Below are 22,214 nucleotides of genomic sequence, written 5' to 3'. Positions count from 1 at the left end.
GGTGGCGGCGGGTTGGCTCCCCGCCGCTTCCGTGGCTTGCTGCGGCGGATGCCCCTCAAGGATCACCACGGCCTGGAGTACAGCGGTGCGAGCCCCGCGGCGGCCGAGCGCTACCTGCGCGCCGTGGCCGCCTTCCACTGCTACGCCGGGCAGCCCTTTCCGGAGCTGAAGGCGGCAGTGGCCGATAGCCCGCGCTTCGTCATGGCCCACGTGCTCATCGGCTACATGACGCTGGTCGGCGGCAACGCGGCGCTGCGGCGGATGGGGGCGGCGGCCCATGCGGCCCTGCGCGACCTGCCGATGAACGGCCGCGAGGCCGGCCACGCCGCCGCCGTGGGGCACATCCTCGCCGGCGAGGTCCGCGCCGCGGCCCGGGCGCTGGAGGACGTGGCCCTCGCCTGGCCGCGCGACGTGCTGGCGCTGCAGGTCGGCCAGACGATGGACTTCCTGCTGGGCGACGCGCGCATGCTGCGCGACCGCATCGGCCGCGTGCGCGGCGCCTGGACGCCGGACATGCCGGGCTACCACGCGATCCTGGGCCTGCACGCCTTCGGCCTGGAGGAAACCGCCCACTACGGCCGGGCCGAGGCCGCCGGCCGCGAAGCCGTCGCGCTGGAGCCGCGCAACAACTGGGCCCGCCATGCCGTGGCGCATGTGCTGGAGATGCAGGATCGCCGCGCGGAAGGCGTGCGGTTCATGCGCGACGACGCGGCCGTGTGGACCGCCGACAGCTTCTTCCTGGTCCACAACTGGTGGCACACGGCCCTCTTCCACCTGGGCCTCGGCGAGACCGACGCGGTGCTGGAGCTCTACGACGGGCCGATCCGGGGCGAGGCGTCGGACCTGGCGTTCGACATGGCCGACGCGGCGGCCCTGCTCTGGCGGCTCAGGCTGCGCGACGTGGACGTCGGCGACCGCTGGGCGACGCTGGCCGACGGCTGGTCGGGGCACGAATTCGGCCGCAACGCCTTCGAGGACGCCCACGCGGTGATGACCCTGGTCGGCGCCGGCCGCGACGCCGAGGCCGAGGCCGCGGTGGCCGCGCTCACCGCCGCGACGGGCGGAACAGGCGACAACGCCGCGGCGACCCGCGACGTGGGCCTGCCGGTCGCCCAGGCGTTCCTGGCCTACGGCCGCGGCCGACACCGCCACGCCGCCGACCTGCTGCGCGACGTGCGCAGCATCGCCCACCGCTTCGGCGGCAGCCACGCCCAGCGCGACGTGCTGGACCTGACCCTGATCGACGCGGCGGCCCGCGCCGGCGACACGGCGCTGGCCCACGCCCTCGTCGCCGAACGCAAGGCGGCGCTTCCGTAAGCGGCCCGGGCGCACTAGCCTCGCCGCAAAATCGGGAGGCGTCATATGCGCAGGTTCATCGGTCCGGCCCTTCTGGCGCTCGCGCTCGCGGCGGCGCATCCGGCGGCGGCGCAGAAGCCGAAGTCGCCCGACACGCCGATGATCCTGACCTGGTCGCCGGAGCTGCAGAGCAAGGGCTACCGCACGATGGAGGACCTGTTCGAGGTCCAGGTCATCAAGCGCGGACGCAAGGTCCATCCGCTGCCCGCGGCGGCGAAGGCCATCGACGTCGCCTATCCCTACGAGGGCAAGACCTGGACGACGGCCGACTACATGGCCGCCTTCGACGTCTCCGGGGTGCTGGTGCTGAAGGACGGCAAGGTGCTGCTGGAGCGCTACGCCATGGGGCGCAAGCCCGAGGACCGCTGGACGTCGTTCTCGGTCGCCAAGTCGGTCACCTCGACCCTGGTGGGCGCCGCCATCGCCGACGGCAAGATCAAGGGCCTGAACAGCGCCGTCACCGACTACATCCCGGAGCTGAAGGGCTCGGGCTACGACGGCGTCACCGTGCGCCAGCTCCTGATGATGAGCTCGGGCGTGAAGTGGAACGAGGACTACACCGACCCGAAGTCTGACGTGGCCACCGCCGGCACGACGATCGAGGACCCGAAGGTCAACCCGATCGTCAGCTACATGCGCAAGCTGCCGCGCGAAAACGCGCCGGGGACCGTGTTCAACTACAACACCGGCGAGACCGACCTCGTGGGCGTGCTGGTCTCCAACGCCGTCGGCAAGAGCCTGTCGGAGTACGCCTCCGAGAAGATCTGGAAGCCCTACGGCATGGAGCGCGACGGCGTCTGGGTCACCGACATGGCCGGCCACGAGCGCGGCGGCTGCTGCATGTCGATGACCCTGCGCGACTACGGCCGCGTGGGCCAGTTCATCCTCGACGGCGGCAAGGCGGGCAGGAAGCAGATCCTGCCGCCCGGCTGGAGCACCGAGGCCACCACCAAGCAGATCGAGAACGGCACGGGCGGCTACGGCTACTTCTGGTGGATCCGTCCGCAGGGCGGCTACGAGGCCCGCGGCATCTTCGGCCAGGGCATCATGATCGTTCCGGAGGAGCGGCTGGTGATCGTGGCCAACTCCGCCTGGCCCCGCGCCACCGGCCGCGACCTCTCCGCCGCCCGCACGGCCTTCTACGAGGCGATCCGCGCGGCGGCGAAGGCGAACTAGGCGGCCTTCGGGGCCCGCCAGCGGAAGTCGTCGAGCGACTTCAGGAGTCGGGTCAGGCCGCGCTCGTCGTCGAGCCAGGCCTTGCGGCCCGAGAGGCCGACCACGCGCCAGATCGGCATGCCGCCGGCTTCGATGGACACCGCGTCCCCGATCTCCACCGGCTTGTCCGCCCGGTGGTCGAGAAGCTCCCAATGGATGGCGGAAACCGCCATGACGTCACCTCATGTCTCCGCATTCGGCGCGGATCGTGGGTGAGGATGCCCGAACGCGGCTGAGCCCCGCCTGAGAGGTCCGTTTATCTTCGGTTCAGCGACGATGCAGAACGCGTGCAGGACCGCGCCCCCTTTTCATCCCCTTAATCTGAACGTCATGGCCGGCCTTGTGCCGGCCACCCATACGCACCGGAGAATGTGATTGCTCGCGGCCGCGCCGCCGCGTTCCAATGCCCAGGCCCTGAGTTCATGGGTGGCCGGCACAAGGCCGGCCATGACGTTCCGGGGGTGGGGATCAGGCTTCAACGCCGTCTACATCATGGCGAGCCGAAAGCACGGGACGCTCTACATCGGCGTCACCGGCGAGTTGCTGCGGCGCGTCCATGAGCACCGCGAGGGCCTGATCGGTGGCTTCACAAAACGCTATGGCGTGAAACGCCTCGTCTGGTTCGAGCCCCACGACGGCATCGAGGCGGCGATCCGGCGCGAGAAGTCCCTGAAGAAGTATCGCCGCGAGTGGAAGATCAACCTGATCGAACGCGAGAATCCCGACTGGATCGACCTGTTCCCGGGCTTCTTCATGGAGGAGGGGCCGCTCTCGCACCTTCAGCCGCGCGAGCGCTCGATGTAGCTACGCCATCCCGCGGGCGTATTCCGGGAGTTCGCCGTAGAAGTCGCCGACGCCGGCGGTCAGCGCGCTGACCATCTCGCGCTCGGCCTCGCTGAGGTAGGGGTTCCAGCAGTCGAGGATCAGGACCGCGCGCGGCTGGTCGCTGTCGTTCCAGGCCTCGTGCTCGATGGTGTCGTCGAACACGAACGCCTCGCCCGGCGCCCACGAGCGCGTCTCGGCGCCCACCCGGAAGCCGCAGCCCGGCGGCACGATCAGCGGCAGGTGTACGATCAGGCGCGCGTTGTTCACCCCCACGTGCGGCGGGATCCGCGTCCTGGCGTCGAGGATCGAGAAGACGGCCGTCGGGCCGGTCCCGAGCAGGTCGCACCTGGGCCAGTCCGCCAGCGCCGCCGCCGTCTTCGGACAGCGGGCGAGGTTCTCCTCGACGGGCGCGCCCGCGCGCCAGAGGTAGTAGACGCCCCAGCGCCGCGACCGGTTGAGCTCGCGCCAGCGGTCCTGCGGCGTCCCGTCGACCGCGACATAGGGCTCCAGCACCGAGGGCCCGTCGGCCAGCACCTGCACCAGTTCGGCGCGGATGTCGGCGGTCGCCGCCTCGATCCGGTCCAGCCACGGGAACCCGCCCCGGTCGTGGAACTCGATGGCCGGCAGCTCGGGCACGTACATGAAGCTGGGCTGCGGCCGGAACACGCGGCGCTTGCGCAGCAGGATGTCGCGGCTCTTGTCGAAGCGGTCGAGGCGGGCGTTGCCGTGGCGGGCGCGGACCTCGGCCAGCCGCTCGGCCAGGAACCCCTCCAGCGCCACGTCGTTGGCGTCGACCGCCGCCTTGGCGTGCTCCAGCAAGGGGCGCGCGGCGGGCGACAGGAAGCGCGGGATCATCTGCAGCGCCGTGCGCCACGTCGCCGCCGCCGCGCGGGCCTCGCCCTCGCGCTCATGGCGGAGCGCCGCTTCCAGCAACGAGCGGAACGGGCCGATCTCGACCGTGGCGGTCAGCCGTTCGAGGCTGTTGAGATCATCCGTCTGAAGCACGCGACGCGAACCCGGGGGAAGGAACCGGGCGCGAAGGCGCGACCCGTGGGCGCCTATTCCGAAGTCAGTTCGGCGCCAAACGGCGCGTTTCGCGACGAACGGCGCAACGCCCGCGACGAACAAGGCTGAACCGACTCATCCGGGCGACCGCCGGTCGCAGTCCGGCGCCTGTTCGGGGTGGACTCGCGCCGCGGTTCGGGCGTTGCTCCGGCCGATGCCGAGGACCCTTCCGATCGCCGCCGCCCTGCTCGCCGCCGCCACCGCCGCCACGGCCCAGCCGCAGGCGATGGAGCGCGTCGGCTGGACGCTGGTCACGGCCAGCGAGGACACCTTCGTCTACATGCGCCCGCACTCGTCGCTGGACGGCGCGGGCGTGCGGAAGGTCTGGACCGCCTACGACGCCGACGCGCCGCGCGAGCGCGACGGCTTCACCTTCCGCTCGGTGGAGAGCCTGGGCGAGTTCGACTGCCGGAAGCGCCTGTCCCGCGTGGTCGAGGAGATCTACCACGACGCCCCGGGCCTGAAGGGCCGGTCGTGGCGCTCGCCGAAGTTCATGGTCACGCCCTGGGCCGCGCCCCAGCCGGACTCGGTGGGCGCCATCCGCATGGCCTACGCCTGCAAGGCCCTCGCCGACACCTGAGGGTCAGGGCCGGCCACGCGGGCGCATCCTCGGCCGCACGGCGCACGATGAGGCTCATGCGACCGGCGTCCAGAGCACCTGCTCGATGCGGCTCGCGCCTGTGGCCAGCATCACCAGCCGGTCGAGGCCCAGCGCGCCGCCGCTGGCCGGCGGCATGAGCGCCAGGGCGGCCAGGAAGTCCTCGTCGATGGGATAGCGCTCGCCGTAGAGCCGCTGCTTCTCGGCCATCTCGGCTTCGAACCGTACACGCTGCTCGACCGGGTCGGTCAGTTCGCCGAAGCAGTTGGCCAGCTCCACGCCGCAGGCATAGAGCTCGAACCGCTCGGCCACCCGCGGGTCGTCCGGCTTCGGCCGCGCCAGCGCCGCCTCCGACACCGGATACTCGCAGAGGATCGTCGGCCGCCCGTGACCCAGGTTGGGCTCCACCTTCTCGACGATGATGCGGCTGAAGACATCGGCCCAGGTGTCGTCCCCGGCCGTGCGGATGCCCGCCGCCTTCGCCTGCGCCGGGAGGTCGCCGAAGAGGTCGATGCCGGCGTGGCGGTCGAACGCCTCGGCCACCGTCACCCGCTCGGGCTCGGCGAACGGGTCGGCTTCACGGCCCCGCCAGGTCAGCGCCCTGGCCCCTGCCGCCTGCGCCGCCACGCGCATCAGGGCCGCGCAGTCGTCCATGAGCCGCTCGTAGTCCGCGCCGGCGCGATACCACTCCAGCATCGTGAACTCGGGGTGGTGCAGCGGCCCCCGCTCGCGGTTCCGCCAGACCTTGGCCAGCGTGAAGATCGCCGTCTCGCCCGCCGCCAGCAGCGTCTTGCAGGCGAACTCCGGCGAGGTGTGCAGGTAGAGCGGCGCCCGCTCGCCCGCCGGCCCGACGGCCTCGGTGGCGAAGGCGTGCAGGTGCGCCTCGTTGCCCGGCGAGACCTGCAGCGCGGCCGTCTCGACCTCCGTCAGGCCCTCGCCCTCGAACCAGGCCCGCACCGCCCGCGTGATCCGCCCGCGCGCGGCCAGGAACGGCGCCCGGTCTGCGTGCTTGCCGGGGTCCCACCAGGGGCTTTCGGTCGGAGGGCTCACCGGATGCTCAAGGAGGCTGCGTCAGTGTGGGGGTGGAGATTTCGGCGCACATCGCTATAGGGGCGCGACACCAATTTCATCCGCGGAATCGCGCAAGCGTCCGCGACGCCAGCATAAGGACTGCTCGTGAAGGTTTCCGCCAGCTCGCTGCGCAAGGGCGCCGTCGTCGATCTCGAAGGCAAGCTCTACGTCGTGCTCAGCGCCGAGAACATCCACCCCGGCAAGGGCACGCCGGTGACCCAGCTCAACATGCGCCGCATCTCGGACGGGGTGAAGATCAGCGAACGCTACCGCACCACCGAGACGGTCGAGCGCGCCATCGTCGACGACCGCGACTACACCTTCCTCTACCAGGACGGCGAAGGGTTCCACTTCATGAACCCGGAGAACTACGACCAGCTCGTGGCCTCCGAGGACATCATCGGCGACAGCGCGCCCTACCTCACGGACGGCTGCACGGTGAAGCTCTCGACGCACGAGGGCGTGCCGATCGCCATCGAGCTGCCCCGTCTGGCCACCTTCGAGGTGGTCGAGACCGAGCCGTCGGTGAAGGGCCAGACCGCCTCGTCCTCGTACAAGCCGGCGGTGCTGTCGAACGGCCTGCGCACCATGATCCCGCCCTACATCGGCCCGGGCACCAAGATCGTGATCCTGACGGAAGACGGCTCGTACCAGGAACGCGCCAAGGACTGACGGCGCCATGACGTTCAAACTCCGTTGATGGTGCGGTGAGAAGCCGGGCGGTTGACACGGTTTCCGCCCGGCTCCTCCCCTTCGGTGGCCGCCGGCATGGTCGTCGGCGGCGCCCGAAGCTTGAACGCCGGCTTCACGAGGAAGAGGCGCAGAGCCGCCCGAAACTCCGTCACGCGCACCGGGCATCCCGTCCCGACGCCGCGCCGGCGCCGTTCGTTGCGCGGATTCGCCGTGTGTCTTCCGTGCTCTAGCGCGAGGCGTGCGCGGCCCTTACACAGGGACGCTCAAGCTTAACGGGAGCGTGGATGTCCACCCGTCGTTCCGGCCGAGCCGCGGCCTTCTGCGCGTTCGCCGTCGCCCTGGCCTCCGCCGCCTTCGCCCACGCCGCGCCGCGGCCCACGCTCGCCGAGCCCTCGCTCTCGCCCGACGGCGCCGAGATCGCCTTCGTCTCCGGCGGCGACATCTGGACCGCGCCGGCCGCCGGCGGGACCGCCAGCCTGCTGGTCACCGATCCGGCCACCGAGGGCCGGCCGCTCTACTCGCCGGACGGCCGCGAGATCGCCTTCACCTCGAACCGCGGCGGCGCGGCCAACGTCTACGTCCTGACGCTGGCGACGGGGAAGCTGCGCCGCCTCACCTTCTCCGACACCAACGAGCAGCTCGACGGCTGGTCGCGCGATGGCCGGTGGCTCTACTTCTCGTCCGGCGCGAACGACGTGGCGCGCCTCAACGACGTCTACCGCGTGGCCGCGACGGGCGGGACGCCGCTGGAGGTCAGCCGCGAGCGCTACGTCAACGAATTCAACGCCGCGCCGTCGCCCGACGGCCAGTCCATCGCCCTGATGGCCAAGGGCATCTCGTCGACCCAGTGGTGGCGCAACGGCCACTCCCACATCGACGAGGCCGAGCTGTGGCTGAAGCCGGTGGCCGCGGGCGCGCCCTACCGCAGGCTGCTGGGCGCCTCGTCCAAGCGCCTGTGGCCGATGTGGGCGGCGGACGGCAGGAGCCTCTTCTTCATGAGCGACGAGGCGGGCTCGGAGAACCTCTGGCGCCTCGGCCTCGAGCCCGGCGCGAGGCCGCAGAAGGTCACCGCCTTCACCTCGGGCCGGGTGCTGTTCCCGTCCATCGGCTACGACGGCCGCGCCATCGTCTTCGAGCGCGAGTTCGAGATCTGGAAGCTGGACACCGCGACGGGCCAGGCGGCCCGCGTGCCGATCACGCTCCGTGGCGCCCCCGCCGGCGGCGGCGAGCGCCGCATCGTCGAGTCGAGCTTCCGCAGCCTCTCCGTCGCCCCCGACGGCAAGAAGCTGGCGGTCATCGCCCACGGCGAGGTCTTCGCCACCTCCACCAAGGACGGCGGCCCGGGCCAGCGGCTCACCGAGACCGTCGGCCCCGAGAGCGACCTCGCCTGGTCGCCCGACAGCCGCCGCCTGGCGTTCGTCTCCGACGACGGCCGCGCCAGCCGGGTGATGGAGTACGACTTCGCCACCCAGAAGACGCGGGCCATCACCGAGGCGACCGACTATGACGCCGGCCCGGCCTGGTCGCCCGACGGCCGGCAGATCGCCTATTTCCACGGCCCCCGCGAGCTGCGCGTGCTGACGCCCGGCGGCCCCGACCGCCTCCTCTTCTCCGGCCCCCTCGACCGCAGCGACGGTACGCGCCCGTCCTGGTCGCCCGACGGCCGCTGGATCGCGTTCGCCGTCACCGACCGCCGCTCGTTCCGCAACGTCTGGGTCGTGCCGGCCGCGGGCGGCGAGGCGCGGCCCGTCAGCTTCCTCGCCAACGGCAATACCGGCGACCAGATCGCCTGGTCGGCCGACGGCAAGTACATCGTGTTCGACACCAGCCAGCGCAGCGAGCCGGTGAAGATGGTCCGCGTCGACCTGATCCCGCGCATCCCGAAGTACCGCGAGGACGCCTTCCGCGACCTCTTCAGGGTCGCGCCGCCCGGCACGCCCGGCCAGCCCGCCGAGACGCCGCCCAGGGACGACGTGAAGCCCGCCGCCGCCGACGAGCCGGCGAAGACGGCCGAGGAGCCCCGGGAGGCCGCCGACAAGCCGGCCCCGCCGAAGCCGAAGGTGGAGCCGGTGCGCATCGTCTTCGAAGGCATCCGCGAGCGGGCCACCTTCATCCCGCTGGGCGTCTCGGCCGAGGAGCCGGTGATCAGCCCGGACGGCAAGACGCTGGTCTACCGCGCCCGCATCGGCGACCAGCAGCAGCTCTTCTCGTATTCGCTGGACGAACTGGCCCGCGAGACGCCGGCGCCCGTGCAGATCACCAGCGGCCGGCGCGCCAAGCGCGACTACAGCTTCAGCCCCGACTCGAAGCAGGTCTACTATCTCGACAACGGCCGGGTCAGCGTCACCACCACCGAGACCCCGCGGCCCCGGGTCATCGACGTCACCGGCGAGATGGTCGTCCGCTTCGACGCCGAGAAGCAGGTGGTGTTCGACGAGGCCTGGTCGACCCTGAACCGCGTCTTCTACGACGAGACCTTCCACGGCCAGGACTGGGCCGCGCTGCGCGCCCGCTTCGAGCCCTTCGCGCAAGGCGCCCAGACCCCGGACGAGCTGCGCCGCGTGATCAACCTGATGATCGGCGAGCTCAACGCCTCGCACTCCGGCGTCAGCCGTCCCGCCGACGGCTTCGGCAGCGCCCCCGCCGACCGCGTGGGCGACCTCGGCCTCAGGTTCGACCGCGAGGCCTACGAGGCCGGCCGCGGCCTCGTCGTGCGCGAGGTGATCGGGCTCGGCCCCGCCGGCATCGAGGGCACGATCCGGCCTGGCGACGTGCTCGCCGCCGTCGACGGCCGCCCCCTGGCCGCCGGCGTCAACCTCGACAGCCTGCTGCTCGACCGCATCGGCAAGCGCACCGTCCTGACCGTCGCCACCTTCGGCAAGGCCCGCGAGGTCGTGGTCCGCCCCACGACGCCCGCCGTCGCCCGCGGCCTGCTCTACCGTCACTGGGTCAAGGACCGCCGGGCCTATGTCGAGAAGGCCAGCGACGGCCGGCTGGGCTACGTCCACATCATCGACATGAGCTCGGACAGCCTCGACCAGCTCTACATCGACCTCGACGCCCAGAACCAGGCGCGCGAAGGCGTGGTCATCGACGTGCGCAACAACAACGGCGGCTTCATCAACGGCTACGTGCTGGACGTCTTCTCGCGGAAGAACTTCCTGACCATGACGCCGCGGGGCCTCTTCGGCGTGCCCAGCCGCCAGAACCTGGGCCAGCGCGCGCTGGGCCTGCCCACCATCCTCATCACCAACGAGAGCTCGCTCTCCGACGCCGAGGACTTCACCGAGGGCTATCGCCACCTGGGCCTCGGCAAGGTGGTCGGCACGCCCACCTCGGGCTGGATCATCTACACCGGCGGCCGGACGCTGATCGACGGCTCGGCGCTGCGCACGCCCTCGATCCGCATCCAGGGCGCCGACGGCAAGGACATGGAGCTGAATCCGCGCCCGGTCGACATCGCCGTCGAACGCGCCCTGGGCGAGACGATCGCCGGCACGGACAGCCAGCTCGACGCCGCGGTCGCCGATCTGCTGAAGGGCCTGGGGCCCAGGCGCCCGTGACGGTCGACCCGCCCGCCCCGCCGCCAGGCGCCGACGCCCAGGCGCGGGCGCGGCTGGCGTGGCGGGTCGCGCCGCTGAGCCTGATATTCTTCCTCGACCTTGTGGACATCGGCCGCCAGCGCGACGTGGTCGACGCCCTGCTCTTCGGCGCCGTCCTGGTCGCCAACCTCGAGCCGCTGAACCGTGACCCGGGCCTCGCCCACGCCTACGCCACGATCGAGACCGCCTCGCCCGACGAACTGCGCCGCCCGGTCAGCATCAACGCCGTGGCCCAGTCGCTGCGCCTGCCGTTCGAGACGGCGCGCCGGCGGATCACGCGCATGGCCGGCACAGGCGACCTGACGGTGACCCCCAAGGGCGTCTACGTCCCCGCCACCATCCTCGGCGAGCCCCGCTTCATGGCCACCGTCCTCGGCCGCCACGAGCGCCTGCGCCGCTTCTACGACGACCTGCGCGCGCTCGGGGCCTTGCCGGAACCGCCCGCGCCCGACCCGGCCCGACCCGGCGACGCCCAGCCGATCCGCATCACCAACCGCGCCGTCGCCGAATACATGATGCGCGGCGTCGACGGCCTGCTCGGCCTCACCGCCGATCCGGTCGGCGCGCTGCTCCTCATGCAGATGACGCGCCTGAACACCGAGGGCATGGACGATGCGCAACTGGCCGCCTGGGCCGCCGATCCGATCGCCCGCGCGCGGCCCGTCCGCACCGGCCGCCTCGCCCAGGCGCTGCGCTTCTCGGCCGAGACCACGCGCCGTCACGCCATCGGCCTCGAGGCCATGGGCCTCTGCGCCCGCCACGAGGCCGGCCTCATCGCCACCGCGACGCCGCAGGCCCGCGCCGCCATCGCCCAGCTCGCCGACGAGAATCTCACCAGCGTCCAGCGCCTGTTCGCCCGGCTCCGTCAGCTCGGCGCCCTCGACGCCTGGGACGCGCCGCCCGCGGCCGCGCGCCGGGCCCGGTCCCCGGCCTGAACCGGGCCGGGCGTCGAACGCCACTGGCCGCCGGCGCCGGCGCGTCCGATGATGCGCCGCCGCATCTTCGGGGGAGGACGATATGCAAGGTCGGTTCCGCGCGGTCGCGCAAGCGCTTGCGGCCTCGGCCGCGCTCCTCGTCGCCGGCGCCGCGACGGCCCAGCCGGCCCCCGCGCCGCTGGCGGCCGGCCAGTCCATCCCGCCGGCCGAACTCGCCGCCTACGTGGACGGCATGGTCGAGCGCGCAGTCCAGCGCGACCACATCGCCGGCGTCACCGTCTCGGTCGTCCAGGACGGCAAGGTGGTCTTCAAGAAGGGCTACGGCGTCGCCAGCCTGAAGCCGGCCCAGGCGGTCGATCCCGACCGCACGCTCTTCCGCATCGGCTCCATCTCCAAGACCTTCACCTGGATCTCGATCATGCGGCAGGTCGAGGCTGGCGCGATGCGCCTCGACGCCCCGGTCGACACCTACCTGCCGCCCTCGCTGCGCACCGGGAACGGCGCCTTCGGCAAGCCCATCCGCGTCGCCGACCTGATGAACCACGCGCCGGGGTTCGAGGATCACGTCTTCGGCGTCCTCTTCATCCACGACCCCGCGAAGCTGCGCCCGCTCGACACCTGGCTCGCCGAGGAGCGCCCCAGGCAGGTCCGCGCGCCGGGCGCGCTGATCAGCTACTCCAACTACGGCGCCGCGCTGGCGGGCTCGGCGGTGGCGCACGCGTCGGGCCGCCCGTTCGAAGAGCTGGTCGAGGGGACGATCTTCGAGCCGCTCGGCATGGCCCACACCACCTTCCGCGAGCCCCGCGCGCCGCAGGCGGGCTTGCCGCCCCCGATGCCGGCGGCCCTCGTCCCCGACGTTTCCCGCGCCTTCCACTGGAATGGGACGACGCTGGAGCAGCGGCCCTACGAATACCTCGGCCAGGCGGCGCCGGCCGGCTCGGCGTCGTCCACCGCCGCCGACATGGCGCGCTACATGCTGATGCTGCTGAACGAGGGCGAGCTGGAGGGCGCGCGCATCTACGGCCCCGTCGCCGCCCAGGCGTTCCGGACCGCCGACACGCCCGCCCCGGCCGGCCGCGCCCTGCGCCATGGCTTCTTCGACCAGGCGCTGCCGGGCGGCTACGTCGGCTACGGCCACGACGGCGCGACCATGTCGTTCTTCTCGCACATGACCGTGGTCCCGGCCCTGAAGCTGGGCGTCTTCATCTCGACCAACACCGACACCGGCGCTCGCCTCCAGGCCGACCTCACCCCGGGCGTCGTCGGCCGCTTCTACGCGGCGCGCGATCCCTTCCCGCCCGCGCCCGATCCCCGCCTCGCCCGGCACGCCGGCGCCTACGACGGCCGCTACCTGCAGAGCCGCCGCGCCATGAGCGGCCTGGAAGGCTTCGTCCACCGCATCGCCTTCGGGACCGACGCGACGGTGACGCCGCAGGGCTACCTCCTGCTGGGCGGCCTGATGGGCGCCAACGCCTACGCGCCGGTGGGCGACCCGGCGAAGGGCGGTTTCGTCTCGGTGTCCGACGGCGCCCCGCTCCAGTTCGACATGAAGGACGGCCGCGCGGTCGGCGCGCCGCTCGGGGCCGCCTATCTGGAACGCGTCGGCCCGCTCGATTCGCCCGGCCCGCTCGTGCTGCTGGGCGGCCTCACCGCGCTCGCCAGCGTGCTCACCCTCATCGGCCTCGGCTTCCGCTCCCGCCAGGCCCCGGCCGGCCGCTGGCAGCGCTGGGCCGGTCGCGCCCAGGTCCTCCAGGCCGCGCTGTGGCTGGGCGCCCTCCTCGCCTTCGCGACCTTCATGCAGGGCGCCGCCGACCCCGCGACGATCGTCTTCGACTGGCCGAGCCCGACGCTCGTGGCGTCGTCCGCCATGGCCCTGGCCGCCTCGGTCCTCACCGTCGTCAGCCTCGCCCCTGTCGCCATGGCCTGGCGCGAAGCCGGCTGGGCCTGGCGCCGCAAGACCGCCACCACGCTCACCGCCCTCCTCGGGCTCGCGCTCGCCGCCCTCCTCCTCCGCTGGGGCTTCCTCGCCCCCTGGGCCTGACGACTCCGGCACGGCCCAGCGCCCCCTCCACCACTTCGTGGTCCCCCTCCCCCGCTTCGCAGGGGAGGTACGCGGGGAGCGACGCCGCGAACCTCCCCCGTGTACGGGGGGACCCGAAGGGTGGAGGGGGCGCTGGGACTGCACAGGCCGCGCCGACGCGCTACAACGCCTTTCAGGCGTTCGGGGAGTTGGCATGAAGCGGGTCGCGGGAGCCATCGTCATGGCCGGGATCGTCGCCGGCGCCGCGCAGGCGCAGCCCATCAGCCCCTACGCCTCGGCCGGCGAGCAGCAGGCGGCGATGACCGACGGCCGCGTCACCGCCGAGCAGCTCGTCAAGGCCTACCTGGACCGCATCGCCCGCTACGACAGCGCCGGGCCGAAGCTGAACGCCGTCCTCGCCCTCAACAAGCAGGCGCTGGCCGACGCGAAGAAGCTCGACGCCGAGCGCAGGGCCGGCAAGGTCCGCGGACCGCTGCACGGCGTCACCATCCTGCTGAAGGACAACATCGAGCACGCGGCCAGCGGCGCCACCACCGCCGGCTCCCTGGCGCTCGCCGACAACGCCACGGGCCGCGACGCCCCCATCGTCAGGCGCCTCACCGACGCCGGCGCCGTCGTCCTCGGCAAGACCAACCTCTCGGAGTGGGCCAACTTCCGCTCGCTGCGCTCGATCAGCGGCTGGAGCGGCGTGGGCGGGCTGGTGCGCAATCCCTATTCGCTGGACCGCACGGCCTGCGGCTCCTCCTCGGGCTCGGGCGCGGCCATGGCGGCCGGCTTCGCGGGCCTCGCCCTCGGCACGGAGACCGACGGCTCGGTCACCTGCCCGGCGGCCATGAACGGCGTCGTCGGCCTCAAGCCCACCGTGGGCCTGGTCTCGCGCAGCCTGATCGTGCCGATCTCGCCCGAGCAGGACACCGCCGGCCCGATGACCCGCACGGTCGCCGACGCCGCCGCCCTGCTCTCGGTGATCGCTGGCTCCGACCCGGACGACCCGGCCACGAGGGAGGCCGACGCCAGGAAGGCCGACTACCTGAAGGCCCTCGACCGCGACGCGCTCAAGGGCGCCCGCATCGGCGTCTGGTTCCCGTGGAAGGGCCGCTCGCCGCAGACCGACGTGGTCTTCGCCGAGGCGCTGAAGACCCTGACGGCCCAGGGGGCGATCCTCGTGGAGCTCAAAGGCCCCGACGACGCGACCATGAGCAGGATCGGCGAGCTCGAAAGCGACACCCTGCGCACCGAGTTCAAGGCCGCCATCGACGCCTATCTCGCCACCACGCCGCCCGCCGTGAAGACCCGCACCCTGGCCGACCTCATCGCCTTCAACCGCGCCAACGCCGAGCGCGAGATGCCGCTCTTCGCCCAGGAGATCTTCGACATCTCGGCGACCCGGCCCCCGATCACGGACCCGGCCTATCGCGAGAAGCGCGCCACCGCCACGAAACTGGCCCGCGAGGCGCTCGACAGGATGCTGGGCGAGAACGATCTGGTCGCCATCGTCGCCCCCAGCGGCGGCCCGGCCGCCATTGTCGACCCCGTGAACGGCGGCGGCGGCTTCTTCGGCTCGCCCTCGCGCCTGCCCGCGGTCTCCGGCTATCCGCACCTGACCGTCCCGGCCGGCGCCGCCTCGGGCCTGCCGATCGGCATCTCGTTCCTCGGCCCCGCCTGGTCCGAGGCGAAGCTGCTGGGGCTCGGCTACGCCTTCGAACAGGCCGCCAGGGCCCGCCGCGAGCCCGAGTTCCTCCCCAACGTCGCCGCCCGCCCCGAGATCGGCCGCGCCTACGATCCCCAATGACTCGGAGCAGGGCCTCGGTCAGGGGCGGGCGCAGGCAACCTCCGCCGCGCCCGCGGGTTACACGCCGGGCCAGGGCGCCAGTATCCGGAGGGCTTCATGGGATCGATTGCGCAGGCGAGACGCAAAGGCCTTGAAAGCGCCGCCGTGGAGGCTGACATGACGGCCATGCCGCTCGCGGCTCCGCTTCGATCGAAAGGCCCTCCCCCTGGCCAGACATCCGAAGAGACCCGTCCGCCTTTCGACCGTTAGGGCCCTCAGGGCCAAGGTCGTGCGGCCGCCGGGCCGCCTTCAAGCCGCCAGCGATTTCCCAGGGAGACCGGTCCGCGTGTTCGACGCCACCGCGCCAAGGTACGCCAACCTCGTCCGCCTCGACCCCGAGGCGGGGGCGCCGCCCCACGAGCCGCAGGCCCATGGCCCGGGCGTCGGCTTCCACCTGATCGACACGACCATGATGTACGCGCCCCGGTCGGGCGGCGTGAAACGCTATCTCATGGCCAAGCGCGCCTGGCTCGCGCGCCGCCGCCCCGACGTGCGCCACAGCCTGGTGGTCCCGGGCGCGCGCACCCAGGCCGAGGGCGACGGCCTCGTCACCGTCGCGGCCACCCGCCTGCCCTTCGGCGACGGCTACCGGATGCCCGCCAGCCTCACCAAGTGGGAGACCGTGCTGCGCCTGCTGGAGCCCGACGTGATCGAGGCGGGCGACGTCTTCGTCCCCGGCCACGCGGCCCTGGAGACGGGCGAGGCCCTGGGCGTTCCCGTCGTCGGGTTCTGCCACACCGATGCGGCGGCCCTGGCGGCGCTGCATTTCGGCGAGTGGGCCGAGGCGCCGGCGTTCAACTTCTGGGCCCAGGCCTATCAGCGCTTCGACCATGTGGTGGCCCCCAGCCGCCACATGGCCGCCCGGCTCGCCGACGCCGGGGTGCAGCGCATGTCGATCCAGCAGCTCGGCGTCGACACCGCCCTGTTCGACCCGGCCCGCGGCGACCGGGCGAAGCTCCTGCGGCGCCTGGGCCTTCCGTCGGACACCCGCCTCCTCGTCTTCGCCGGCCGCCCGGCGCGCGAGAAGAACATCGACTCCATGGTGGCCGCGGTGGAGCGCCTGGGCGCTCCCTACAAGCTGCTGCTGGTCGGCGCCGGCAAGGACGTCGCCTGGTCGCCCCATGTCATCAGCCTAGACTTCGAGCGCGACCCGCAGCGCCTCGCGGCCCTGCTCGCCTCCTGCGACGCCGCCCTGCACGCCAACGAGAACGAGATCTTCGGCCTCTTCGTGCTGGAGGCCATGGCGGCCGGCCTGCCCGTGATCGGCTCGCGCCGCGGCGGCGTCGGCGAACTCATCGACCCCAGCGTGGGCCAGCCCGCCCGGAACGTGGAGCCCGCCGGCCTCGCCGAGGCCATCGACGCCCTGTTCTCGCGCGACGTCGCCGCCATCTCCCAGGCCGCCCGCCGCCGCGCCGAGACCCGCCACGGCTGGGACGCCACCTTCGAAGCCCTGGCCCGCCTCTACGCCCAACTCCGCGCCGACCGCCAACCCCTGGCGCTGACGGCCTGAACAGGGACACACACCTTTTCCCGTCCACGGCTCGCGACGTGACGCCGGCGTCACCGGGAAAAGGTGTGTGTCCCTACCTTCCCATTTCCCTCACCGTCCCGTCGGCAGATCCTTGAAGGCCACGTCCTTGTCGACGCGGATGTCGCCGGGGAGGCCCAGGACGCGTTCGGCGATGATGTTCTTCAGGATCTCGTCGGTGCCGCCGGCGATCCGCAGGCCCGGCGCGCTCATCAGCGAGGCGTGGAAGCCGCCCTTCAGGGGGCTGAGCGCCGGGTCGTTGATGATCCCGAACTGATCCAGCATCTCGACCGCGGTGTTGGCGAGGTCCTGCATCTGGGTCGCGGCCACCACCTTGCCGATCGAGCTCTCCGGCCCCGGCGTCTGGCCGCGGCTGAGCGCGGTCATGGTGCGGTTGCGCGTGTGCTTCAGCCCCTCGGCCTGGACATACCAGTCGGCGATCTTCTCGCGCAGCGCCTGGTCCTTCAGCGCCGGCCCGCCGTCCAGGCCCGTCAGCCCCCGCGCCGCCTCCATGAACTCGGCCCAGCCCGCGCCGGACGACCCGCCCACCGCCAGCCGCTCATTCATCAGGGTGACGAGGCTCACCTTCCAGCCGTCGCCCACCGCCCCCAGCCGCTGGCTGTCCGGCACGCGCACATTGGTGAAGAACACCTCGTTGAAGCCCGAGCCGCCCGACATCTGGTGGATCGGCCGCACCTCGATCCCCGGATCGCCCATGTCGACCCAGAACATCGTCATGCCCTTGTGCTTGGGCACGTCCGGATCGGTCCGCACGACGACGATGCCGAAGTTCGAGAACTGGGCTCCCGTCGTCCACACCTTCTGGCCGGAGATGATCCAGTCGCCCGAGCCGTCGTCGGCTCTCACCGCCTTGGTCCGCGCCGCCGCCACGTCCGAGCCGCCCGAGGGCTCGGAGAAGAGCTGGCACCAGATCTCCTCGCCGCGCAGGGCCGGGCCTACGAACCGCTTCTTGGTGGCCTCGTCGGCGAAGGCCATCACGGTCGGCACGCACATGCCGAGCCCGATGGCGAACGGGTTCGGCGGCACGGGGTGCTTCGCCTCCTCCGCATTGAAGATCACCTGCTGGATCGGCGTACCGCCCGGCCCGCCCCACGCCTTGGGCCAGGTGATCTGGGCATAGCCGGCCGCGGCCTTCTTCGCCTGCCAGGCCTTGGACGCCGGCATGGTGTCCTTGGTCCCGCCTTCCAGGTCGTCGCCGCCCACGGCCTTCTTCGGCGCATTGGCTTCGAGCCACTTGCGCGCCTCGGCGCGGTAGGCGGCTTCCTCAGGGCTGTCGTTGAAGTCCATTCCGTAACCTCCTGCGTGGGGGACGGCGCCCCCCAACGCCCTCTAGATGTTCGTCATGGCCCGGCTTGTCCGGGCCACCCACTGGGCTGTGAATCCGTCGTTGCGCGCAGCGTCGCCACCGCGCTTTCCCAGCGTCGCCGAGCCCAATGGGTCCCCCGGACAAGCCGGGGGATGACGATCGATGTGGGCGGGTCGCGGCATGGCCCTAAGCCGCGTTCCTGCGTTCCAGGTGGCTGACCAGCCGTTCCTTCCAGACCCGCGGCGCGCCGGCCACCAGGCTGAGCTGCCGCGAGCGGCGGTAGTAGAGGTGGGCGTCGACCTCCCAGGTGAAGCCGATGCCGCCGTGGGTCTGGATGTTCTCCTTGGCGGCGAACCAGAAGGCCTCGCTGGCCGCGATCCGCGCGGCGCTGGCCGCCACCGGCAGCTCGGGCGCGTTCGTGTTCAGCGCCCAGGCCCCGTAGTAGGCGTTCGACCGCGCCAGCTCGTTCTTCACGTACATGTCGGCCAGCTTGTGCTTGATCGCCTGGTAGCTCGCGATCACGCGGCCGAACGCGTAGCGCTCCAGGGCGTAGGCCTTGGCCATCTCCAGCGCGCGGTCGGCGCCGCCGCACTGTTCGAACGCCAGCAGCACCGCCGCCCGGTCGGTCACCTGCTCCAGCAGCGACAGGCCCTCGCCCGCGCCGCCCAGCCGCTCGGCCGCCGCGCCGTCGAACGTCAGCCTCGCCGCGTCGCGCGTGGGGTCCAGCGTCTTCAGGCTCTCGCGCGTCACGCCGGCCGACAGGTCGACCAGGAACAGCCCCGGCTGCCCGTTCTCCTTGGCCAGCACCAGGGCGTGGGTGGCGATGTCGCCGTCGGTGACCGGCAGCTTGATCCCGGAGAGCCTGCCGCCGCTCACGCTGGCCTGGATCGCCGAGGCGGCGAGCACGCCCGGCCCCTCCGAGGTCGCCACGCAGCCGATGACCTCGCCCGCCGCGATCTTCGGCAGCAGCGCCGCCTTCTGCGCGTCGGAGCCCGCCAGCATCAGCGCCTCGGCCAGGAAGTAGACCGTGGACGCGAACGGGATCGGCGCCACCACCCGGCCCAGCTCCTCGGCGATGGCGCAGAGCTCGATGTGGCCCAGGCCCAGGCCGCCGTACGCCTCGGGGATCGCCGCGCCCAGCCAGCCCTGCCCGGCCACGGCCTTCCACAGCGCCTCGTCATACGCTGTGGCCCCCTCTTGCGAGGAATTGGCGTCCAGGACCTTGCGCACGCGGCTCGTCGGGCAGTTCGCCTCGAGGAACTTCCGCGCCTCGTTCTTCAGGAACTTCTGGTCTTCCGAGAAATCGAAATTCATGGGCCCCATCCCGCCGGTTGTCCCGGCGCGTCACGTTTCCATCCGCCCACAGCATTGCGCGTGCGCGGAGCCCAAGGAAAGCATGACCTCGCGTCAGCGGCGGCCTTGGCGCCGCCCGGATGCCCGGCCTAGATGGGCGCCATGCGTACAGAGACTCCCCAGCCCATCCGGCTCTCCGAATACCGTCCGCCCGCGTTCCTGGTGGACGAGGTCGAGCTCAGGTTCGACCTTCAGCCCAATACGACGCGGGTCAAGGCCAAGCTCGACGTCCGCCGCAACGGCGACCACAGGGACCCGCTGGTGTTCAACGGCGAGCGGCTGAAGCCCCTCTCCGTCGCGGTCGACGGCCGCGTGCTGGGCGCGGGCGAGCACACGATCGACGCCGAGTTCCTGACGATCCCGGACCTGCCCGACGCCTTCACGCTCGAGACCGAGGTCGAGATCGACCCCGAGAACAACAAGGCGCTCGAAGGCCTCTACATGTCGGGCGGCCGCTTCTGCACCCAGTGCGAGGCCGAGGGCTTCCGCAAGATCACCTTCTGGCCCGACCGCCCCGACGTGCTGTCGAAGTACACCGTCCGCATCGAGGCCGACCGCAGGTTCCGCCGCCTGCTGGCCAACGGGAACCTGATCGAGACGGGCGAGCTGCCCGGCGGCCGCCACTTCGCCGTCTGGAACGACCCGTTCCCCAAGCCCTGCTACCTCTTCGCCCTGGTGGCCGGCGAGCTGGACGTGCTGGAAGACAAGCTCACGACGATGAGCGGCCGGACCGTCGACCTGAAGATCTACGTCGACCCCGGCATGGCGCCCCGCGCCGCCTACGCCATGGATGCGCTGAAGCGCTCGATGAAGTGGGACGAGGAGGCCTACGGGCGCGAATACGACCTCGACCTCTTCATGATCGTCGCCGTCCGCGACTTCAACTTCGGGGCCATGGAGAACAAGGGGCTGAACGTCTTCAACGCCTCGCTCCTGCTGGCCGACCCGGCCACCGCCACCGACGTCGACTACGAGCGCATCGAGGCGGTGATCGCGCACGAGTACTTCCACAACTGGACCGGCAACCGCATCACCTGCCGCGACTGGTTCCAGCTCTGCCTGAAGGAGGGCCTGACGGTCTTCCGCGAGCAGGGCTTCTGCGCCGACATGCGCGGCGAGGCGGTGGCCCGCATCAAGGCCGTGAAGGCGCTGCGCATGCGCCAGTTCGCCGAGGACCAGGGCCCGCTCGCCCACCCGGTCCGCCCCGACGCCTACATGAAGATCGAGAACTTCTACACGGCGACGATCTACGAGAAGGGCTCCGAGGTCATCGGCATGCTGAAGACCCTGATCGGGGCCGAGGCGTTCCGGAAGGGCATGGACCTCTACTTCGACCGCTGGGACGGCCACGCCACCACCGTCGAGGAGTTCATCAGGTGCTTCGCCGAGACGTCGGGCCGCGACCTCTCCGGCTTCTTCGCCTGGTACCAGCAGGCCGGCACGCCGCGCATCGCCGTGGAAGGCCGCTACGACGAGGACTCCAAGTCGCTGGAGCTGAAGCTCACGCAGAACAACCCGCCCACCAGCGGTCAGCCCGACAAGCGCCCGGTGCCGATCCCGGTCACCGTCGGCCTCATCGACTACGAGGGCCGCACGCTCGCCTTCGAGCGCGACGGGACCGCCGTGGACGAGACGGTGATCGTCCTCGACCAGCCCGAGCTCACCGTCACCCTGACCGGCGTCGACAGCCTGCCGGTCGTCTCGGCGCTGCGCGGCTTCTCGGCCCCCGTCGTCATGAAGACCGACGCCGAGCCCAAGGAGCGCTACGTCCAGCTCGCCGCCGACGCCGACCTGTTCAACCGCTGGGAGGCCGGCCAGGACCTCGCCGCCGACCTCATCCTCGCCCGCGCCGCCGGCAAGCCCAACGAGGTGGGCGAGGAGCGCTATGCCGAGGCCGTCGGCCGCGCCCTGGTCGACCAGGCCTCGGACAACGCGTTCAAGGCCCTGCTGCTCGCCCTGCCCGCCGAGACCGACCTGGCGCTGCTGCGCCAGCCCGTCGACCCGGCGGCGATCCACGACGCCCGCGAGGCGCTGCGCCTGCGCCTCGCGCTGCACCTCAACGGCGAACTGCGCCGTCTCCACACCGGCCTGCAGGACCTGGGCGAGTTCTCGCCCGACGCCACCGGCGCCGGCCGCCGCGCCCTGCGCAACGCCTGCCTGGAGCTGATGGCCGCCAACCCGCGCAACGATATCGCCGACATCGCCGACGGCCACTACCGCGCCGCGGTGAACATGACCGACACGATCGGCGGCCTGAACGCCCTGATGCTGATCGGCGGCCCGGCCTACGAGGCGGCGCTCGCCGACTTCTACGACCGCTGGAAGGACGAGCCGCTGGTCATCGACAAGTGGTTCGCGCTGCAGGCCCGCGACCCCGGCGAGGAGGCCCTGGGCCGCATCCTCGCGCTGACCGCCCATCCCGCCTTCGACGAGAAGAACCCCAATCGCCTCAGGGCGCTCGTCTCCAGCTTCGCCAGCTTCAATCCGGTCCGCTTCCACGACCCCAGCGGCGCGGGCTATCGCTTCCTGGCCGACCAGATCATCGCCGTCGACCGCTTCAACCCCATGACGGCGGCCCGGCTGGTCGATCCGCTGGGCGGCTGGAAGCGGCTGAAACCCGAATTGGGTAAGCTGATGAAGGCGGAACTGGAGCGCATCGTCGCGGTCGAGGGCTTGTCGAAGAACGTTTACGAATTGGCCACCCGCGCGCTCAACTGATGATGTGACATCGCCCCACGGTGACCGCCGGGGCCGGATCAGCTTAGCCTCCCGCC

The 22,214-nt window shown here is 71.8% G+C and carries 16 protein-coding genes; 11 read left to right on the top strand and 5 right to left on the bottom strand.

The window, feature by feature from the left end; translation table 11 throughout:
• Nucleotides 1–48 precede the first annotated feature (48 nt).
• Together KF737_RS03170 and KF737_RS03165 are read left to right on the top strand one after the other, a co-directional pair.
• Nucleotides 49–1,317 carry a tetratricopeptide repeat protein gene (locus KF737_RS03170; RefSeq protein ID WP_296450281.1) on the top strand — a complete coding sequence of 423 codons (1,269 nt, stop codon included), beginning with the start codon at nt 49–51 and terminating at the stop codon, nt 1,315–1,317.
• Nucleotides 1,318–1,362: 45 nt separating this feature from the next.
• Nucleotides 1,363–2,532: a serine hydrolase gene (locus KF737_RS03165; protein ID WP_296450279.1), complete on the top strand. Its 1,170-nt coding sequence runs from the start codon at nt 1,363–1,365 to the stop codon at nt 2,530–2,532.
• Here the strand turns inward: KF737_RS03165 and KF737_RS03160 are convergent.
• Nucleotides 2,529–2,744 carry a hypothetical protein gene (locus KF737_RS03160; protein ID WP_296450277.1) on the bottom strand — a complete coding sequence of 72 codons (216 nt, stop codon included), beginning with the start codon at nt 2,742–2,744 and terminating at the stop codon, nt 2,529–2,531. The two genes, KF737_RS03165 and KF737_RS03160, sit on opposite strands and share 4 nt — an antisense overlap.
• A 202-nt stretch (nt 2,745–2,946) precedes the next feature.
• On the opposite strand from KF737_RS03160, the gene KF737_RS03155 reads away from it, so the two are divergent.
• The gene (locus tag KF737_RS03155) at nt 2,947–3,375 is read left to right on the top strand and encodes a GIY-YIG nuclease family protein (RefSeq protein ID WP_296450275.1); all 429 of its coding nucleotides are present in this window, start codon (nt 2,947–2,949) and stop codon (nt 3,373–3,375) included.
• On the opposite strand, the gene KF737_RS03150 is transcribed toward KF737_RS03155, so the two are convergent.
• Nucleotides 3,376–4,401 carry an aspartyl/asparaginyl beta-hydroxylase domain-containing protein gene (locus tag KF737_RS03150; RefSeq protein ID WP_296450273.1) on the bottom strand — a complete coding sequence of 342 codons (1,026 nt, stop codon included), beginning with the start codon at nt 4,399–4,401 and terminating at the stop codon, nt 3,376–3,378.
• Between the two features lie 214 nt (nt 4,402–4,615).
• On the opposite strand from KF737_RS03150, the gene KF737_RS03145 reads away from it, so the two are divergent.
• The gene (locus tag KF737_RS03145) at nt 4,616–5,041 is read left to right on the top strand and encodes a surface-adhesin E family protein (RefSeq protein ID WP_296450271.1); all 426 of its coding nucleotides are present in this window, start codon (nt 4,616–4,618) and stop codon (nt 5,039–5,041) included.
• A 54-nt stretch (nt 5,042–5,095) separates the two neighbouring features.
• On the opposite strand, the gene epmA is transcribed toward KF737_RS03145, so the two are convergent.
• A complete protein-coding gene (gene epmA / locus KF737_RS03140; protein ID WP_296450269.1) occupies nt 5,096–6,109 on the bottom strand; it encodes an EF-P lysine aminoacylase EpmA in 1,014 nt (337 codons plus the stop codon).
• A gap of 126 nt (nt 6,110–6,235) precedes the next feature.
• On the opposite strand from epmA, the gene efp reads away from it, so the two are divergent.
• From efp to KF737_RS03110, 6 genes are all read left to right on the top strand, one after another.
• Entirely contained in the window at nt 6,236–6,802 is a 567-nt protein-coding gene (gene efp, locus KF737_RS03135) for an elongation factor P (protein WP_296450267.1), read from the top strand.
• Nucleotides 6,803–7,107: 305 nt separating this feature from the next.
• Nucleotides 7,108–10,386, top strand: coding sequence for a S41 family peptidase (locus tag KF737_RS03130; protein WP_296450266.1), 3,279 nt, complete (start codon nt 7,108–7,110; stop codon nt 10,384–10,386).
• Nucleotides 10,383–11,360, top strand: coding sequence for a hypothetical protein (locus KF737_RS03125; protein ID WP_296450264.1), 978 nt, complete (start codon nt 10,383–10,385; stop codon nt 11,358–11,360). The genes KF737_RS03130 and KF737_RS03125 overlap by 4 nt, the downstream gene beginning before the upstream one ends.
• Before the next feature lie 82 nt (nt 11,361–11,442).
• Nucleotides 11,443–13,401 (top strand): serine hydrolase, encoded by a 1,959-nt coding sequence (locus KF737_RS03120; protein WP_296450262.1) that lies wholly within the window; start codon nt 11,443–11,445, stop codon nt 13,399–13,401.
• Nucleotides 13,402–13,594: 193 nt separating this feature from the next.
• Nucleotides 13,595–15,193 (top strand): amidase, encoded by a 1,599-nt coding sequence (locus tag KF737_RS03115; RefSeq protein ID WP_296450261.1) that lies wholly within the window; start codon nt 13,595–13,597, stop codon nt 15,191–15,193.
• Nucleotides 15,194–15,518: 325 nt separating this feature from the next.
• On the top strand, nt 15,519–16,742 hold the full coding sequence (locus tag KF737_RS03110) for a glycosyltransferase (protein ID WP_296450259.1): 1,224 nt from the start codon (nt 15,519–15,521) through the stop codon (nt 16,740–16,742).
• Nucleotides 16,743–16,832: 90 nt separating this feature from the next.
• Here the strand turns inward: KF737_RS03110 and KF737_RS03105 are convergent, their stop codons facing one another.
• Both KF737_RS03105 and KF737_RS03100 read right to left on the bottom strand, forming a co-directional pair.
• A complete protein-coding gene (locus KF737_RS03105; RefSeq protein WP_296450256.1) occupies nt 16,833–18,068 on the bottom strand; it encodes an acyl-CoA dehydrogenase family protein in 1,236 nt (411 codons plus the stop codon).
• Between the two features lie 205 nt (nt 18,069–18,273).
• The gene (locus KF737_RS03100; protein ID WP_296450254.1) at nt 18,274–19,401 is read right to left on the bottom strand and encodes an acyl-CoA dehydrogenase family protein; all 1,128 of its coding nucleotides are present in this window, start codon (nt 19,399–19,401) and stop codon (nt 18,274–18,276) included.
• Nucleotides 19,402–19,542: 141 nt separating this feature from the next.
• Here KF737_RS03100 and pepN point away from each other — a divergent pair, with 141 nt between their 5' ends.
• A complete protein-coding gene (gene pepN, locus KF737_RS03095) occupies nt 19,543–22,158 on the top strand; it encodes an aminopeptidase N (RefSeq protein WP_296450252.1) in 2,616 nt (871 codons plus the stop codon).
• Nucleotides 22,159–22,214 lie beyond the last annotated feature (56 nt).

This window comes from Phenylobacterium sp. (assembly GCF_019636135.1).
GTDB lineage: Bacteria > Pseudomonadota > Alphaproteobacteria > Caulobacterales > Caulobacteraceae > Phenylobacterium.
This window is presented reverse-complemented; position numbering and strand designations above follow the sequence as displayed.